This is a genomic window from Flavobacterium fontis (assembly GCF_900129405.1).
GTDB lineage: Bacteria > Bacteroidota > Bacteroidia > Flavobacteriales > Flavobacteriaceae > Flavobacterium > Flavobacterium fontis.
On record NZ_FQVQ01000007.1, the window covers coordinates 51,488 to 67,417 of the forward strand.

16 protein-coding genes are annotated in these 15,930 nt (G+C 43.4%); 12 read left to right on the plus strand and 4 right to left on the minus strand.

All coding sequences use genetic code 11. The features are described 5' to 3' along the window. Nucleotides 1–81: 81 nt before the first annotated feature. The 5 genes from BUC17_RS07455 (at nt 82) to BUC17_RS07475 (ending at nt 4,580) form a co-directional block, all read left to right on the plus strand. The gene (locus tag BUC17_RS07455) at nt 82–825 is read left to right on the plus strand and encodes a carboxypeptidase-like regulatory domain-containing protein (RefSeq protein ID WP_073363034.1); all 744 of its coding nucleotides are present in this window, start codon (nt 82–84) and stop codon (nt 823–825) included. Then, on the plus strand, nt 818–1,315 hold the full coding sequence (locus BUC17_RS07460) for a DUF6702 family protein (RefSeq protein WP_073363035.1): 498 nt from the start codon (nt 818–820) through the stop codon (nt 1,313–1,315). The genes BUC17_RS07455 and BUC17_RS07460 overlap by 8 nt, the downstream gene beginning before the upstream one ends. 62 nt (nt 1,316–1,377) lie before the next feature. Beyond that, nucleotides 1,378–3,624: a M1 family metallopeptidase gene (locus BUC17_RS07465; protein WP_073363037.1), complete on the plus strand. Its 2,247-nt coding sequence runs from the start codon at nt 1,378–1,380 to the stop codon at nt 3,622–3,624. A gap of 39 nt (nt 3,625–3,663) precedes the next feature. Then, nucleotides 3,664–4,026: a Sec-independent protein translocase subunit TatA/TatB gene (locus BUC17_RS07470; protein ID WP_073363038.1), complete on the plus strand. Its 363-nt coding sequence runs from the start codon at nt 3,664–3,666 to the stop codon at nt 4,024–4,026. After that, nucleotides 4,026–4,580, plus strand: coding sequence for a phosphatase PAP2 family protein (locus tag BUC17_RS07475; protein WP_073363040.1), 555 nt, complete (start codon nt 4,026–4,028; stop codon nt 4,578–4,580). The genes BUC17_RS07470 and BUC17_RS07475 overlap by 1 nt, the downstream gene beginning before the upstream one ends. Here BUC17_RS07475 and BUC17_RS07480 read toward each other — a convergent pair whose 3' ends face one another. Then, a complete protein-coding gene (locus BUC17_RS07480) occupies nt 4,581–5,222 on the minus strand; it encodes an O-methyltransferase (RefSeq protein WP_073363041.1) in 642 nt (213 codons plus the stop codon). Between the two features lie 408 nt (nt 5,223–5,630). Here BUC17_RS07480 and BUC17_RS07485 point away from each other — a divergent pair, with 408 nt between their 5' ends. Together BUC17_RS07485 and rlmN are read left to right on the plus strand one after the other, a co-directional pair. Continuing rightward, nucleotides 5,631–6,167 carry a CIA30 family protein gene (locus BUC17_RS07485; RefSeq protein ID WP_073363043.1) on the plus strand — a complete coding sequence of 179 codons (537 nt, stop codon included), beginning with the start codon at nt 5,631–5,633 and terminating at the stop codon, nt 6,165–6,167. A gap of 588 nt (nt 6,168–6,755) precedes the next feature. After that, nucleotides 6,756–7,793, plus strand: a complete 1,038-nt coding sequence (rlmN, locus tag BUC17_RS07490) for a dual-specificity RNA methyltransferase RlmN (RefSeq protein WP_073363045.1) — start codon at nt 6,756–6,758, stop codon at nt 7,791–7,793. Between the two features lie 49 nt (nt 7,794–7,842). On the opposite strand, the gene BUC17_RS07495 is transcribed toward rlmN, so the two are convergent. Continuing rightward, complete coding sequence (locus BUC17_RS07495) at nt 7,843–8,709, minus strand: hypothetical protein (protein WP_073363046.1); 867 nt, start codon at nt 8,707–8,709, stop codon at nt 7,843–7,845. Between the two features lie 115 nt (nt 8,710–8,824). Here BUC17_RS07495 and BUC17_RS07500 point away from each other — a divergent pair, with 115 nt between their 5' ends. The 5 genes from BUC17_RS07500 to dnaG all read left to right on the plus strand — a co-directional run bounded on the left by BUC17_RS07500 (nt 8,825) and on the right by dnaG (nt 14,357). Further along, nucleotides 8,825–9,802, plus strand: a complete 978-nt coding sequence (locus tag BUC17_RS07500; protein ID WP_073363048.1) for a polyprenyl synthetase family protein — start codon at nt 8,825–8,827, stop codon at nt 9,800–9,802. Nucleotides 9,803–9,936: 134 nt separating this feature from the next. Next, the gene (locus BUC17_RS07505; protein WP_073363049.1) at nt 9,937–10,497 is read left to right on the plus strand and encodes an RNA polymerase sigma factor; all 561 of its coding nucleotides are present in this window, start codon (nt 9,937–9,939) and stop codon (nt 10,495–10,497) included. After that, on the plus strand, nt 10,484–11,200 hold the full coding sequence (locus tag BUC17_RS07510) for a hypothetical protein (RefSeq protein WP_073363051.1): 717 nt from the start codon (nt 10,484–10,486) through the stop codon (nt 11,198–11,200). Before BUC17_RS07505 ends, BUC17_RS07510 begins: the two co-directional genes overlap by 14 nt. A gap of 34 nt (nt 11,201–11,234) precedes the next feature. Further along, on the plus strand, nt 11,235–12,284 hold the full coding sequence (locus BUC17_RS07515; protein WP_073363052.1) for a hypothetical protein: 1,050 nt from the start codon (nt 11,235–11,237) through the stop codon (nt 12,282–12,284). Between the two features lie 87 nt (nt 12,285–12,371). Next, nucleotides 12,372–14,357 (plus strand): DNA primase, encoded by a 1,986-nt coding sequence (dnaG, locus tag BUC17_RS07520; protein ID WP_073363054.1) that lies wholly within the window; start codon nt 12,372–12,374, stop codon nt 14,355–14,357. Here dnaG and BUC17_RS07525 read toward each other — a convergent pair. Together BUC17_RS07525 and nadE are read right to left on the minus strand one after the other, a co-directional pair. Beyond that, a complete protein-coding gene (locus tag BUC17_RS07525) occupies nt 14,354–14,983 on the minus strand; it encodes a response regulator transcription factor (protein ID WP_073363056.1) in 630 nt (209 codons plus the stop codon). The genes dnaG and BUC17_RS07525 overlap by 4 nt on opposite strands. Before the next feature lie 77 nt (nt 14,984–15,060). Next, nucleotides 15,061–15,867: an NAD(+) synthase gene (gene nadE / locus BUC17_RS07530; RefSeq protein ID WP_073363057.1), complete on the minus strand. Its 807-nt coding sequence runs from the start codon at nt 15,865–15,867 to the stop codon at nt 15,061–15,063. Nucleotides 15,868–15,930: the final 63 nt, after the last annotated feature.

Here is a 15,930-nt window from a genome sequence, read left to right on the forward strand (position 1 = left end):
TATGCAACAAAGGTAACAATTAACAAAAATTTAGACGCATAGGAGCACCGAAGCCCTTTGAAATTTCGGTATTTTTACCCCATGCGATACGTTTGGATTTTACTCTTCTTCACGACAACCGTGCTCCAAGCGCAACCCAAACCCTTTCGGTTGGAGGGGATTGTGCTCTCGGAAATGCGCAATGAATTGTCCAATATCAATGTGACCAACATGGTATCGCAAGTAACTGTCGTTACCGATGCGCAAGGAAAGTTTAGCATTCCCGTACAACAGCAAGAGGCTTTGAAGTTTAGTGCCGTAGGCTATGAAGATTTCTACCTCCGCATCGAACCCATGCACCAACAACAAGGGCGCGTGATGGTCAAGTTAAAAACCGCAGTTTACCAATTGGACGAAGTCAATATCATTCATTTGGATGCACAAAAAATGGGGATTATCGATTACAAACCCAAAAAGTATACGCCCGCCGAACGCCGATTGGAAACCGCGGGTCGTTTTAGTCCCTGGCAATTTTTGCTAATTCCCTTGGGAGGAATGCCCCTGGACCCCCTGATCAATGCCATTTCGGGGCGGACCAAACGATTGGAAAAAGAACTCGAAGTCGAACGTCGGGAGTTTGCACTCGAAGCGATGGAAGTTCAGTTGGATTCGGTTTATTTTACAGATAAACTTCGTTTGCCTCCCGATCGCATCAAAGCGTTTCAATACTATGCCGTCGAAAATGCCGAAGTACGCGATTTATTGAAAACGAATAATGTAACCCGTTTGCAATTCAAATTAGCACAATTGGTTGTTGAATTTTTAAAAACCAAAGAAAATGAGTAAGCGCTTACTTATGGGATGTTTAGGGTTATGGCTTTTAACCTCTGGATTTTCCGCCCATAAATTTTATGTAGCCATCTTTCAAGTAGACCACAATGCATCCAAAAAACGTATGGAAATTACGGCCCGCGTTTTTGCCGACGATCTAAATTCTGCGTTGGATAAAAAATACAAAACGCGACACCATTTGGCCACCGATCAAGAGACGGAAGCCGATATCGCCGATATGAAAAAGTATTTTGCAGCCCATTTGCGACTCACCATTGGAGGGCAACCCAAGACGTTGCAATTCAAAAGCAAAGCCTTGGATGGCAATGTATATGTGTGCTATTTCTCGATTCCTGACGTTTCCAAAGCAACACCCATGGAAGTCGAGAATACGGTGTTTACCGAGCTTTTTGAGGATCAACAAAACATGATGCACTTTCAATATAACGGCACCAAGCAAACGTTAGTGCTGACCGGAGAGAACTCCAAAGGAATGTTAAAATAATTCGCCCTCTTGCAATTAACCCCGCAAAAAAAAGTATTTTTAAGGCGCTAAAAAATATAGCTATGCGTAAATCATTACTTACCTTTTTCGGACTCGCTTCTTGTATCACTTTTATGGCGTGGGGGCAAGATAAGCCCCAACCAGATCCGAATTATCGAAATCCAGACAAATTCAAACAGATGTACGATTTGTTGGCAACACCCAATATGTATCGCACCGCTTCTGGGGCACCGGGTCCCGAATATTATCAGCAGCAAGCCGATTACAAAATTAAAGTGGAATTAGACGACCGTACTCAAAAAGTATATGGTACGGAAATCATCACCTACACCAACAATGCCCGTGAGGCCCTTGACTATCTTTGGTTGCAACTGGACCAAAATCAGCAGTCACGTACCTCGTTGTCTCCCTTGCAAAATGGCGATCGTACAGAACCTGCCATGGGTGTGAAGCAATTTTCTCGTAAATACCTAGAAGAGCGTTTTGACGGAGGATTTCGCATCGAATATGTGAACGACGCCAAAGGGAATCCGATGCCCTATACCATCAATCAAACGATGATGCGTGTGGAATTGCCCAAACCTTTAGCCAAAGGCGAAAAAGTGGAACTTCACCTCAAATGGTGGTACAATGTCAACAACTACTTGCTAGACGGGGGCCGCTCGGGGTACGAACATTTTGATGCCGATGGAAATAATGTGTATATCATCGCTCAGTTTTACCCACGTATGGCCGTATATAATGATGTAGAAGGGTGGCAAAACCAGCAATTTTGGGGATCGGGTGAATTTACCTTGCCTTTTGGAAATTTTGACGTAGAAATTACGGTTCCTGCCGATCATATACTCGAAGCAACAGGCGACTTACTCAACCGCAAAGAGGTATTTACCAAAGCCCAACTCGAGCGCTATGCGTTGGCTGAAAAAACCTTTGACAAACCCGTTATTGTAGTCACGCAAGACGAAGCAATTGCTGCGGAAAAAGGGTTTTCTGACGCCAAAAAAACCTGGAAGTTCAAAGCGTTAAATGTTCGCGACTTTGCTTTTTCAACCTCCCGAAAATTTATTTACGACGCTATGGCAGTGCAATTGGCAGGCAAAACAGCGATGGCTATTTCTTTGTATCCCAAGGAAGGGAATCCGTTATGGGGTGAGTATTCCACACGCGTAGTGGCGCACACCTTAAAAAGTTATTCGGCCCATACGTTTGATTATCCTTATCCCAAAGCCATTTCGGTGCATGCCCAAGACCAAGGAATGGAGTATCCGATGATTTGTTGGAATTGGGGGCGACCCGATCCAGATGGGAAGTATACCGATCGCGTGAAAAACGGAATGATTTCTGTAATCGTTCATGAGGTAGGGCACAACTATTTCCCTATGATTGTAAATTCGGATGAGCGCCAATGGACTTGGATGGACGAAGGGTTAAATTCGTTTATGGAATACATGGCCTTGATGGAATGGGATCCAAAGTTTCCTGCGACTCGTGGTCCTGCCAAAAATATAGTGCCCTACATGAGTGGCGACCAAAAGAACCTCGAGCCCATTATGTCCAACTCGGAAAGCATCCGTCAATTTGGAAACAATGCCTACGGTAAACCCGCTTGTGGATTGAATATTTTACGCGAAACCATTATGGGGCGCGAGTTGTTTGATTATGCGTTTAAAGTGTATGCCAACCGTTGGAAATTCAAACACCCTACGCCAGAAGATTTTTTCCGTACCATGGAAGATGCCTCAGCGGTTGACTTGGACTGGTTTTGGCGGGGTTGGTTCTTTACAACCGATTACAATGACATCGGGGTTAAAGAAGTAAAAAAATATTTTGTGAGTAACGAACCTTCCAAAGAAGTGGAAGAGTTTCTCAAAAACCGCCGTCGTCGCAATGCGCCTATAGGGCCGATGGTCTATATGATTGAAGAGGGCTCGGCCGATTACAAACCCGAACTCAACAAGCCCTTTGTGATTAAAGAGTTCCAAGCCCTAGATACTTATCTCAACGAACGCTTTACCGCCGAAGAACGCGCTGCTTTAAAGTCGCCGAAGTATTTTTACCAAGTTACTTTTGACAAGCCCGGCGGATTGGTGATGCCGTTGTTGGTCGAACTTACCTTTGAAGATGGTACCACCGAAATGCATCGTTTTCCAGCCCAAATTTGGCGTATGAACGATAAAGAAGTGAGCCGTACGTTTGCAACCCACAAAGCCATTACCAAAATTACGGTGGACCCGAAAGAGGAAACTGCCGATATTGATACCCAAAACAATGTGTGGCCAAAACAAGTGGAGAAATCCAAATTTGATTAAAGAACTTCGTACCTTTGGGTCGTTAAAAAAGTAGGACTTATGTTTGGAATTGGGGGAGGAGAATTACTCTTTATCATTTTCATCGCCTTGATGCTCTTTGGAACCGATAAGATTCCCGAATTTGCGCGCACTTTTGGGAAGTTTATGGCCAATTTGAAGAGTACAACCAACGAAATCAAATACGAAATTCAGAAAAGCGCCCAAACGGAAGACCTTACCAAGTCCATGAACAGCTTGACGGACTCGTTTACGCGTGAAGTGGAGGAGGTTAAAGAAAGTGTGGCTCCCGGCGGCATCATTGATTTAAATGAAAATGCGTTACTCGAAGATCCTTTACAGCCGGTTAAAGCGATTGAAGAAGATATCGAATCACTTACGGGGCCGATTAAAAGGAAACGGTAATGCTAGCACGATTGATTTCTTGGGACCAACAACTGTTTGTTTGGCTTAATAATTTAGGGTCAAAACCCTTCGATGCATATTGGTTGTTTTTGACCAAGCAACTCCATTGGACTCCCTTTTTTATCGTAGTTTTTTATGTAGTATACCGCAAATTGGGTCGGGTTTCGTTTCTATACCTGCTGCTCTTTATGGCCCTGTTGTTGGTAGTTACCGATCAATCTGCCAATGCCTTTAAAAATTATTTCATGCGCTTACGGCCTTGCAATGAGCCAGCACTCGAAGGGTTGATTCGTGTAGTAAAACATAGCGATTCCTTTAGTTTTTACTCGGGACATGCCACCAATTCGATGGCCACGACGGTAGTAATTTTTGCGCTGTTGCGGCCCTATTACAAGTATGCGGCCCTGTTGTTTCTCTTTCCTTTGATTTTTGCCTACAGTCGCATTTACTTGGGCTTGCATTACCCTGGCGATATTTTGACCGGATACTTTTTTGGCGCGGTTTATGGCTATGGTGTGTACCGCTTGTTTCGCAAGTTCGTTTTAAAACAATAATTAGAGCACTCGACTTACCGTCAATCCATCACGGATGGGCAGCAACACCGTTTCTACACGCGGATCGTTTTTCAATAGGGTGTTATATTCCAACAACACTTTCGTACTGGTATCACGTGGATCCAATTCTTCTAAGACTTTTCCGCTCCACAATACATTGTCGGATAAAATAATGCCGCCCGGATTCATCATGGGTAAGATGAGGTGGAAATAGGCAATATAGTTTTCTTTATCGGCGTCGATAAAGACCAAGTCAAATTTTTTATCCAGCGTTGGAATTACCTCTAGGGCATTGCCCAAGTGCGCCGTGATTTGATTTTTCCAAGGCGAAAGGGAGAAATATTTTTGTTGGATGCCCACCAATTCTTCTTTGATGTCAATGGTGTCCAATGTGCCTTCAGGAGCTAAACCTTCGGCCAAACAAAGCGCAGCATATCCGGTATACGTTCCAATTTCGAGTATGTGTTTGGGGCGAATGATTTTCGACAGCATACTCAACACCCGACCTTGGAAATGTCCGCTGAGCATGCGCGGTTGCAATACTTTTTGGTGCGTTTCGCGAAAGAGTTGCACCAACAATTCGGGTTCGTCTTGCGAATGTTGCTCCACATAGTGCTCCAGATCTTCAGAGATGAAATGCATAAGGATGAATTTTGGGCAAAAGTACGAATAGATACTGGAATTTGCGCGGGGGGTGATAGTCGGATAGTGCGGATTTTTAATTGGTGCTTATTACAACTAGCACGGATTGCAAATCCGCGCTATCGGGGTTGTGCGGTTTTTTCATCGTTATTTATAGCTTCAAAGTCCTCTAATTCGTTTTTATTTAAAACAAGGCTCGACGCTACCAGTATGAATTGACAAACCAACTGTCGGATTGTTCGATCCACTTTTCAACCTAAAGCACTCCTCCATTAGAATAAACTTTCGATCAAATTTCTAATTTTCGAACAACAAAATATCTTCGTATCTTCGAGCAGAAAGTGGTGATCCAACGTCGCTAACCAAGGGTTCAAGCGATCTGCTTCGTTTTAAAAAAAATAATATCCCATGAAATTCATCAGCCTCCTGCTTGTGCTTTGCCTTACCCATGAAGGGCCGCGAAAGAAAATAGTTACGTTTTCCACCGAAACCAATCTGCGGGAATGGCGTATCGTCAATGATGGCGTCATGGGCGGGGTTTCCAGCAGTACAATTCGCCTCTCTCCCGAAGGCCATGGCGTCTTCTCGGGTCAGGTTTCCCTAGCCTATAACGGAGGTTTTGCCTCTGTTCAATGGGACACTGCCCAATCGCTTACGCCCGACCAAACCCACTTAGTTCTTCGTGTAAAAGGCGATGGCAAACGCTATGAGTTTCGTCTCAAAAGCACGCGAAACCAAACCGAATCATTCGTCCAACCTTTTCTCACCAATGGTCAGTGGCAGGAAATTCGATTGCCCCTGAAAGACTTTTACCCTCAATTCCGAGGTCGTATGTTGGCGATGCCTAACTTTAATTTTGACCGCATCGCTCAAATTAGTTTTCTTATTGCCAACAAACAGGAAGAAGATTTCACGCTGCTTATCGATTGGATTGCTTTGGAATGAGTCGATGTGGCAATGAGCCGATGTGTCAATGAGTCAATGAGTCAATTTGCCAATTTGAAAATGAACGTATCAACCTTTTCTCGGTACACTTTTAAACCAAATAAACATTTAAACTAAACTCCACTTTTTACTCCACCTGAAACTATAGCCACTAAGCCACTAAGTCACTAAGATTCTGAGTTGTAAATGTGCTAATTTGTCAAATTGATATACTTTCCCAGCTCCACTTTTAAACTCATTCAACCCGATAAACCCAAAACGTTCTTTATCACTCTAAACCCACTGAAAACTGCGACTGCGACTAAGACAATGCGGTTAAAAACCTTGTGAAACTCTGTGCCCAACTTTGTGTAACCTTGTGCTCCAAATAATCAATGTGCCAATGAGCCGATGTGGCAATGAGTCAATGAGTCAATGTGCCAATGAGTCAATGAGTCAATGAGTCAATTTGAAAATGAACAAATCAACCTATTCTCGTTACACTTTTAAACCAAATAAACATTTAAACTAAACTCCACTTTCCCCACCTCAAACCCATAATTCATAATTTATAATTCAAAATTTACAATTCCTATCTACCTTTGCCCCATGGAAGACAAAAAAGACATTCGAGCGCTGACCAAAGACCAACTGCGTGATTTTTTTGTAGCACAAGGCGATCAAGCCTTTCGTGGCAATCAAGTTTATGAATGGCTGTGGACCAAAGGCGCCCATAAGTTTGAAGACATGACCAATGTGTCCAAAGCTACTCGAACCTTGTTGGAAACCCATTTTGTTATCAATCATATTCAAGTCGACCAAATGCAACGCAGTGCCGACGGAACGGTCAAAAATGCGGTGCGACTCCACGATGGTTTGGTTGTCGAAAGTGTGTTGATTCCCACGGCAACCCGCACCACGGCTTGTGTGTCGAGTCAGGTAGGCTGCAGCTTGGATTGTAACTTCTGTGCCACGGCACGCCTGAAGCGTATGCGCAACCTACAACCCGATGAGATCTACGACCAAGTTGTCGCTATCGATCGCGAGAGTCGGTTGTACTATAATCATCCTTTGTCCAATATTGTGTTTATGGGCATGGGCGAACCCCTCATGAACTACCCCAACGTGATGAAAGCCATCGAGAAAATAACTTCCGAAGAGGGCTTAGGCATGTCGCCCAAACGCATTACGGTGTCGACCTCGGGGATTCCAAAAATGATAAAAAAAATGGCCGACGACGGCGTGAAATTTAAATTGGCCGTTTCGTTGCATTCGGCGATTGAAAGCACGCGCAACAAGATAATGCCGTTTACGACCAATTTTCCCCTCACCGATTTGCGGGAGAGTTTGGAGTATTGGTACCAAAAAACCAAAAGTAAAGTCACTTATGAATATGTCGTTTGGCGCGGGATCAATGACAATCACGAAGCTGTAGATGCCTTGGTGAAGTTTTGCAAATACGTTCCGTGTAAGGTCAACTTAATTGAATACAATCCTATCGACGATGGCGAATTTCAACAAGCTTCCGAAGAAGCAATTCAAGCCTATATCGACGCCTTGGAACGCCATGATATTGTCGTGAAAGTCCGTCGCAGTCGCGGCAAAGACATCGATGCCGCTTGTGGGCAATTGGCCAATAAATCATAAAAAAAACGTCTCAGCTATGTTGAGACGTTTTTTTTGAAGGGTTCTTTTTTTAATTTCCAATCACAATAGTTACCGAGGTTCCATTAAAGGTAAACAGGGCGGTATTGTCGCAAGTCCCGTCACCGTAGTCCAAGGTCGCCGTGTTTCCATTGCGCGCGATGGTAATCACACCGCTCACCAATAAGGGTTTGTTGGCGGTGATACAACTCATTTTAACCATCAAAGGTGTGGTAATCGTACTTGTTTGAAGAGTGCTATTTGGAAACGTAGTGGTCCAGTTTCCGGTGACACTATATACATTGTCAATCAGTACATTGGGGGTGTCATACCCTGCTGTGATTTGACGTACACGTTGCCCAACCCGTTGGTATACATTGCCGTTGGGAAGAGTTACACTCATCTCCATATTCATCGTAACCACGGGAAGACTTGGTGTTGTTGCGGTTGCAGGCGTCATGACTCGAGTAAAGGTTTTATTCCCCTCAAATTTGAGGTTGTTGTGGTAAAAATTATCAAACTGATAGTTGATGGTATGGGAAGTGGCTCCCGGGTTGAAGGTAAATGTGATGATAATTCGCCCTTTCACTACATTCCCGCTGGCAAGGGTGCATCCCGTAGTGCCAAAGTCGATGGTTTTGGTCACCTGAGTGCCCGGCGTTAAAGGCGTTCCAAAGGCTGGTACACGCGTTACAGTGGCACAAGGTGGTAAGGCCAAGGCACTCACAGCACTATTTTTGTTGGCAGGATCTAGGTACGTACTTTGTTCTTCATTCATGACAATATCGGTAACATCATTGTTGGCCAAGTCAATTTTGGCATTCACACTGGCTTCTTCAGCGGTGATAGCAGGGGAAGCATCGTCTTTGGTACAACTGGCCAGAAGGCAAGCCCAGCCAATTACAAGAGTTTTAAGCATTGTTTTCAAAAAGCTAATTTTTACGGTTATAGTACTTAGATAAGGAACGTTAAAAAAAGTTTAATGCGAAATCAAAAAACGTTGCGACCCATAGGATTGTTGTATCTTTGAACCGATGAATATTACGGCGCAAATCAAGCAACCCATCCAAGAGGAAATGGAACTTTTTGAAACCAAGTTTCGAGAGTCAATGTCCTCCAAAGTAGCATTGCTTAACCGCATTACCCATTATATCGTCAACCGAAAAGGGAAGCAAATGCGTCCCATGTTTGTGTTTTTAACCGCCAAAATGCTCCATGAAGGAAAAGTCAACGAACGAACCTACCGCGGGGCCAGTGTGATCGAATTGATTCATACCGCGACTTTAGTTCATGATGATGTGGTAGACGATAGCAACCGTCGCCGTGGATTTTTCTCTATCAATGCCTTATGGAAAAATAAAATTGCTGTTTTAGTCGGTGATTATTTGTTGTCCAAAGGGTTACTGCTGTCCATCGATCACGGCGATTTCGATTTGTTGCGCATTATTTCGGTGGCTGTTCGCGAAATGAGTGAGGGGGAATTGTTGCAAATTGAAAAAGCACGCCGCCTTGATATTACCGAAGCGATTTATTACGAAATCATCCGTCAAAAAACCGCTACCTTAATTGCCGCATGTTGTGCCTTAGGTGCCCGTTCAGTATCCGATGACGATGTTGTGGTAGAACGGATGCGAAAATTCGGCGAGTTGATTGGGATGGCTTTTCAAATCAAAGACGACCTGTTTGATTACACCGACGATGCCATTGGGAAACCCACCGGTATTGATATCAAGGAACAAAAAATGACCTTACCGCTGATTTATGCCCTCAACCATTGTACGCCCTCCGAAAAAAGCTGGTGCATCAATTCGATCAAAAACCACAATAAGGATAAAAAGCGGGTCAAGGAGGTAATTCAATTTGTAAAAGACAAAGGCGGACTCACTTTTGCCGAACAAAAAATGACCGAGTTTAAATCGGAAGCCTTGCACCTTTTGCAAAATTTTCCAGCCTCACCCTACAAAGAAAGCCTGGAATTAATGGTCAATTACGTTACTGAGCGTAAAAAATAATTTATTTTTATACTACTCATAGTCAATAGATTAAAAGTATTTTTTTAAAAAAAATCACTTTTTTTATCAAGTGATGCAACCCTTTTTAATCCATTCACGTCTTACCCAATAGAAACCCTAAGGAACAAACGAACATGAAGGTGATCAACCTCCATAACGACGAAAATGAATGGATTGCGCTGGCACTCGAAAACAACCGTCATGCGCAACACCAACTCTACACGAAGTTTGCCCCAAAAATGCTTGGAGTTTGTCGTCAGTATTGCAAAGACATACACCAAGCCGAGGATGTGATGATTACCGCTTTTATGAAAGTGTTTGCCAATTTGAAGCACTTCCAACATAAAGGCAGTTTTGAAGGGTGGATACGTCGAATAATGGTTAATGAATGTATTTCATTTTTGAGGGTGCAAAAGAAAGTGCGGTTTATGGATGATGAAACTTTTTTTGAAGAAACCCATAATCAAATTGAGAGTCAGCTCACTCTAGACGAGATTCAGTTCCTCATTGATCAACTGCCCGACGGCTACAAAATGGTGTTCAACCTGTATTGTATCGAAGGGTATAAACACCATGAGATTGCTGAACTGCTCAATATCAGTGAAGGCACATCCAAATCACAGTTATCACACGCAAGAAAAATGTTGCAACAGCAACTTAACCTTCAAAAAAAATATACCAATGGCACCGAATAATTGGGAAGAACAAATCAAACAAGGCCTACAAGGGCGCGAAATCCAGCCCTCGGCGCAAGCTTGGGATCGCTTGGATGCCATGTTGACCGTCGCCGAGGAAAAAAAAACCAAGCGTCCGTTTGGCGTTTACTTCCGCTATATGGCCGTAGCTGCGTCCGTTTTGGTCCTGCTTTCACTCGGGTTTTATTTTACCTCCAACCTATCCGAACCGGAGTCGAATACCCCAACCGAAGTCACACAAAAGGAGGGAAGTGAGCCCCAACGCCAACCCGAAGGAACAACCGTCAACGCGTTACCCATTGGAACACCCGCACAGACTCAAGCTGTAGCTGTACAACCCGTTGCAACGAAAAGACCAGCGAATCATGAGAAATCAGCTGCCGTTTCACCAAAAAAACGCATCATCAATCCAAAAGTAATACCTACCACCGAAAGTTATACAGCAACTGCAGTGCCTGTACCACAAACGGGAGTACAAAACCAGCCCATGAATCCACAAAACACAACGGGAGTAATCCCCAAAACAGCTGTCGCGGTTGTCCAACCCCAGTTGGCAAAAACCAACATCAAAGTGGATGCTTCAAGTTTGTTGAATCAGGTAGATGGCGAACTCAATCAGTCGTTTCGCGAGCGTATGTTTGACCGCCTTAACCGTAATTATCAATCGGCTAAATCTGCTTTAGCCACCCGCAATCAGGAGTAACAATCATTCATCAAAAAACAAAAATCACTACGTCATGAGAAACTTTATTTTTTATTTGGCCTTAATCCTTTGTGCGATCACGTCAAAATTAACAGCGCAAGAAACCTTTGAATCCAAAGCCCGTGCTATCGCCGACAAAATCGAGCAAGTAACCTTGGAGGAAAAATTAGCGCTAAAAACCGCAGTTGAAGCTGTAAATGTTCGTTTGGAAAAAGGCGAAATTACCGCAGCACAAGCCGCCACAGAAAAGCAAGCTTTAGCCACCGAAACGGCAGCCAAAATTGAGTCACGCGTCAATTTACTAAACGACGAGCTTCGCATTTTAGTGCAAAACAAAGTCGACGGGAAGTTGGCTACCCGCGATACCGTGCACATCCATGGGAAGTTTTTTTCCATCAACTTTGGAAACCATGATAAGAACAAGAAAAAGTATACATTCCACGGTGAAAAACGCACCACCTCGCAGTTTGTCTTTGCGATTGGTTTAAACAATGTCGTTACTGACGGTTCGGTAGAAAATTCTGATTTCCGTTTTGCAGGGTCTCGCTTTTACGAATGGGGTTTTACCTACAATACGCGTTTGTTTAAAAATGACAACTTGTTGCATGTTAAATACGGAATGTCTTTGATGTACAACGATTTACGTCCCACCGATAACCGTGTTTTTGAAAAGCAAGGCGATCAAACTGTATTGGTGACCAGTCCGGTGAATTTAGAAAGTGCACGTTTCCGAAATGTGTATTTGGTTGCGCCGTTACATTTGGAGTTTGATTTTTCCAAAAAAGAAGTGAAAGACGATAAAACATTATTCCGTACGCACAAAAGTTTGCGCTTGGGAGTAGGAGGCTATGCTGGAATTCGCATCAAGTCAAAACAAAAAATTGAGTATGAAATCGACGATATGGAGTACGACCAAAAGGTGAAAGGCGATTTCAATGCTTCCAATTTTATTTATGGGTTGAGTACCTATATCGGGTATCGGGAAACAAGTTTGTATTTGAAATACGATTTGAATCCGCTCTTCCAAAACAATGCCATCAAACAAAACAACATCTCATTGGGCGTTCGCTTCGATCTCAATTAACGCACATGACGATTGGATGAGGGTAGAAAAGACGCTTTATGTAAGGCGTCTTTTTTGTATTTTTACCCGTTCCTAAACAAAACCAAGGTGATTACCAAAGAAACGATTGATAAAGTATACGACGCCGTTCGGGTAGAAGAGGTCATTGGCGACTTCGTGCAGCTCAAGCGCGCGGGCAGTAATTTTAAAGGCTTAAGTCCGTTTTCCGACGAACGCACTCCTTCGTTTATGGTGTCGCCTGTGAAGCAAATTTGGAAGGATTTTAGTACAGGAAAAGGGGGAAATGCGATTGCATTTATTATGGAGCACGAGCATTTTTCGTATCCTGAAGCCATTCGTTATTTGGCCAAAAAATACAATATCGAAATAGAAGAAACGCAACGTACTGATGAGGAGCGCGAGGCGATGAACGAGCGGGAAAGTATGTTTTTGGTGACCGAATTTGCGGCTCAATATTTTCAAAAACAATTGTGGGATACGGAAGAAGGAAAAGCGATTGCATGGACCTATTTCAAAGAGCGTGGTTTTACCAACGATACCATTAAAAAGTTTGGACTGGGTTATTCACCCAATACCTGGGATGCTTTGACCAAGGAGGCGCAGGCCAAAGGATATCAATTGGAATTTCTCGAAAAAACAGGACTGACCATAGTGGGAGAGGATAAAACGTTTGACCGCTTCAAAGGCCGTGTCATGTTTCCAATTCAAAGTTTGTCGGGACGTGTTTTGGGATTTGGGGGGCGTATTCTCACCAACGATAAAAAAGCAGCCAAATATTTGAACTCTCCCGAAAGCGATTTGTACCATAAAAGTAAAGTCCTGTATGGGATTTCCCACGCCAAACAAGCCATTGCCAAGAACGACCGCTGTTATTTGGTGGAAGGCTACACCGATGTGATTCAAATGCACCAAGCGGGTATAGAAAATGTGGTAGCCTCTTCGGGGACCGCTTTGACACCCGATCAAATTCGGTTAATCAGTCGTTTGACCAAAAATATTACCGTATTATTTGACGGTGATGCTGCAGGATTACGTGCGTCTTTGCGCGGTATTGATTTGATCCTCGAAGAAGGAATGAATGTAAAAGTATGTTCGTTTCCCGATGGTGAAGATCCCGATAGTTTTGCCAAAAAAACACCGCTGCACGATTTGTTGGCGTATCTCGACACAGAGGCCAAGGATTTTATCCAATTTAAAGCTTCGCTATTGATGCGGGAAGCCCAAAATGATCCTATTAAAAAGGCCGAACTGATTCGGGATATGGTGGTGAGCATTTCCAAAATTCCTGATCGAATCAAGCGTGAAATTTATATCCAAGAGTGTTCCCGTATCATGGACATTTCTGAAGACGTGTTGTTTAATACGTTGGCCCAGTTGCTCAAAAAAGAGGTAGAGGCTATAGGGAAACAACAAAAGGAAGCTCAAAAAGCATTTGAAGTTCACCGCAATGAAACCCCCGAACAACCCGCCACAGGAGTCGATATTCAGCATCTTTTGGAGCAGCGAATTATTGAAATACTCTTGTTGTATGGAACCCAAGAGGTAGATTTTGAAGATGTCTTGTTAAAAGCTGATGAACGAGGTGAAATGGTTGAGGTGCGGGAATGGAATCGCTATAAGGTTTTTCACCGAATTTACTTGAGTTTACAAGAGGACGAAATTGAATTGGCACATCCGGGGTTCAAACAAATTTACGACGATGTAATTGCCTATTTACACCAGAATGAGCAGTTTGATTTGGACCAATACGTGGCGCAATTACCGCCTGAGCTTTCTGCAACGGTCACGGGAATATTGATGCAAGAAGAACGTGAGTTTTTACACAATTGGGAGTCCAAGAATATTTTGGTGAAAGATAAAGTGCAAGGAATTGCGCAATATGTTACCGAAACTATCCTCACATTGCGTTGGTATTGGGTAAATAAAATTATCGATGAGCTAAAAAAAGAAATCAGCCCGGAGGCTGATTCAGATAATTCAAATACATTAGAGATGATCGTCGACTACTTGGGGTTGACCAGTGTCTTTTCAAAGAAACTCGGACGCGTAATCTCGCGCCACAGTCTCCATTAAACGATATCTAGCGTTTTCGCTTTGTTGACCAAGTCGACCAAATTGGTTACGTTTAATTTTTGTAATAAACGCAATTTGTAAGTGCTGATCGTTTTTTCGTTAAGATTTAAAATCTTAGAAATTTCGTTGTTTTTCTTTCCGTCAGACAAGTAACGCAGTACCTCGATTTCACGGTTGGAAAGTTTACGGTATACCCGTTCGGTTTTGTTTTGTTTGGCAATGAGAGCCAAGTTCTTTTTGATGTTTTCACTCATCATCACCAATCCTTGGTGAACACGGATGATGGTGGTACCTAAGGTTTCCAATTTGGAACTCTTGTGTACATAGCCCGCAGCGCCCGCTTTGATGGCATTAGGAGCGTAAATTTGTTCGTTAAGACTGGAGAAAACAAGGACTTTCGTGTTGGGAAAGTTTTTAATAATCGCTTTAAGTTCGTAAATACTTTTCAGGCCATCCAATTCTAAGTCGATAACCAGTACGTTGATCTCACGGTTCCGAAGGGCGTCGGGCACCATGTAGAAGCTACCTACATTGGATACCACCGCAATTTCGGGGTGATCCCTGAAATACGATTTGACCCCGTAATGAACCACGGGTAAATTGTCGGCTAGACAAACTGTAATCATAATTTAACGTTTTAGAGTGTGTTAGGGTAACTTTATTTTTTCTTTATGTTGTTCCAAAACGTTGAAGATCTTCAGGATTAGCGTAATGCCTCCGGAAGGACACAAACCGGAATCGGTTCCATTTTGTGTCGGTTGGCGCGGTTGAGTCGCTGAAAGATAGTAAAGACTTCAAGCTCGCGGCCTGTGTAAGCATCAGCTTGCTTGCCTTTTTCTTGTTCGCGCATCGCCCATTCCAGTTCGTTATAACTGGCTCCCAACTGATCTTCATCGGTTCGGTTGTCCCCAAATAATCCATCCGTTGGAGCGGCGAGCTGAATTGATTCAGGAATGTTTAAAAACTTTCCAAGTGCGTAGACTTCACTTTTCATCAAATCGGCAATCGGACTTAAGTCGACACCGCCATCCCCGTATTTGGTGTAGAATCCAACGCCAAAATCTTCTACTTTGTTGCCGGTACCAGCGACCAAACGGCCGTGTATACCCGCCAAATAGTATAAAGTAGTCATTCGCAATCGCGCTCTACTGTTGGCCAACGATAAGAAGTAGGCTTTCTCATCGGGACTCGTGGGAACTTCTTTTTTAAAACTTTCAAAAACGGGGGTTAAATCAACGCGCATTCCTGTAACCCCTGGGAACCGCTCTTGCAATTGAGCGATATGTTCTTGCGCGCGATTGACCTGACTCTCGGCCTGATGAATAGGCATTTCTACACACAACGTAGGGAATCCTGTTTGGGCACATAACGTTGAAGTAACCGCCGAATCAACGCCCCCTGAGATTCCTACAACAAAGCCCTTAACGCCAGCTTGAGTTGCATAATCCCGCAACCACTGTACGATGTAGTCGTTTACAAGAGCCGGATTAAACACGTTTTTATTTGTCATTAGTACGGTGATGAAAAGTATTGTATCTCACGTATATTTGCAAAATTATTAATTTATACGAAT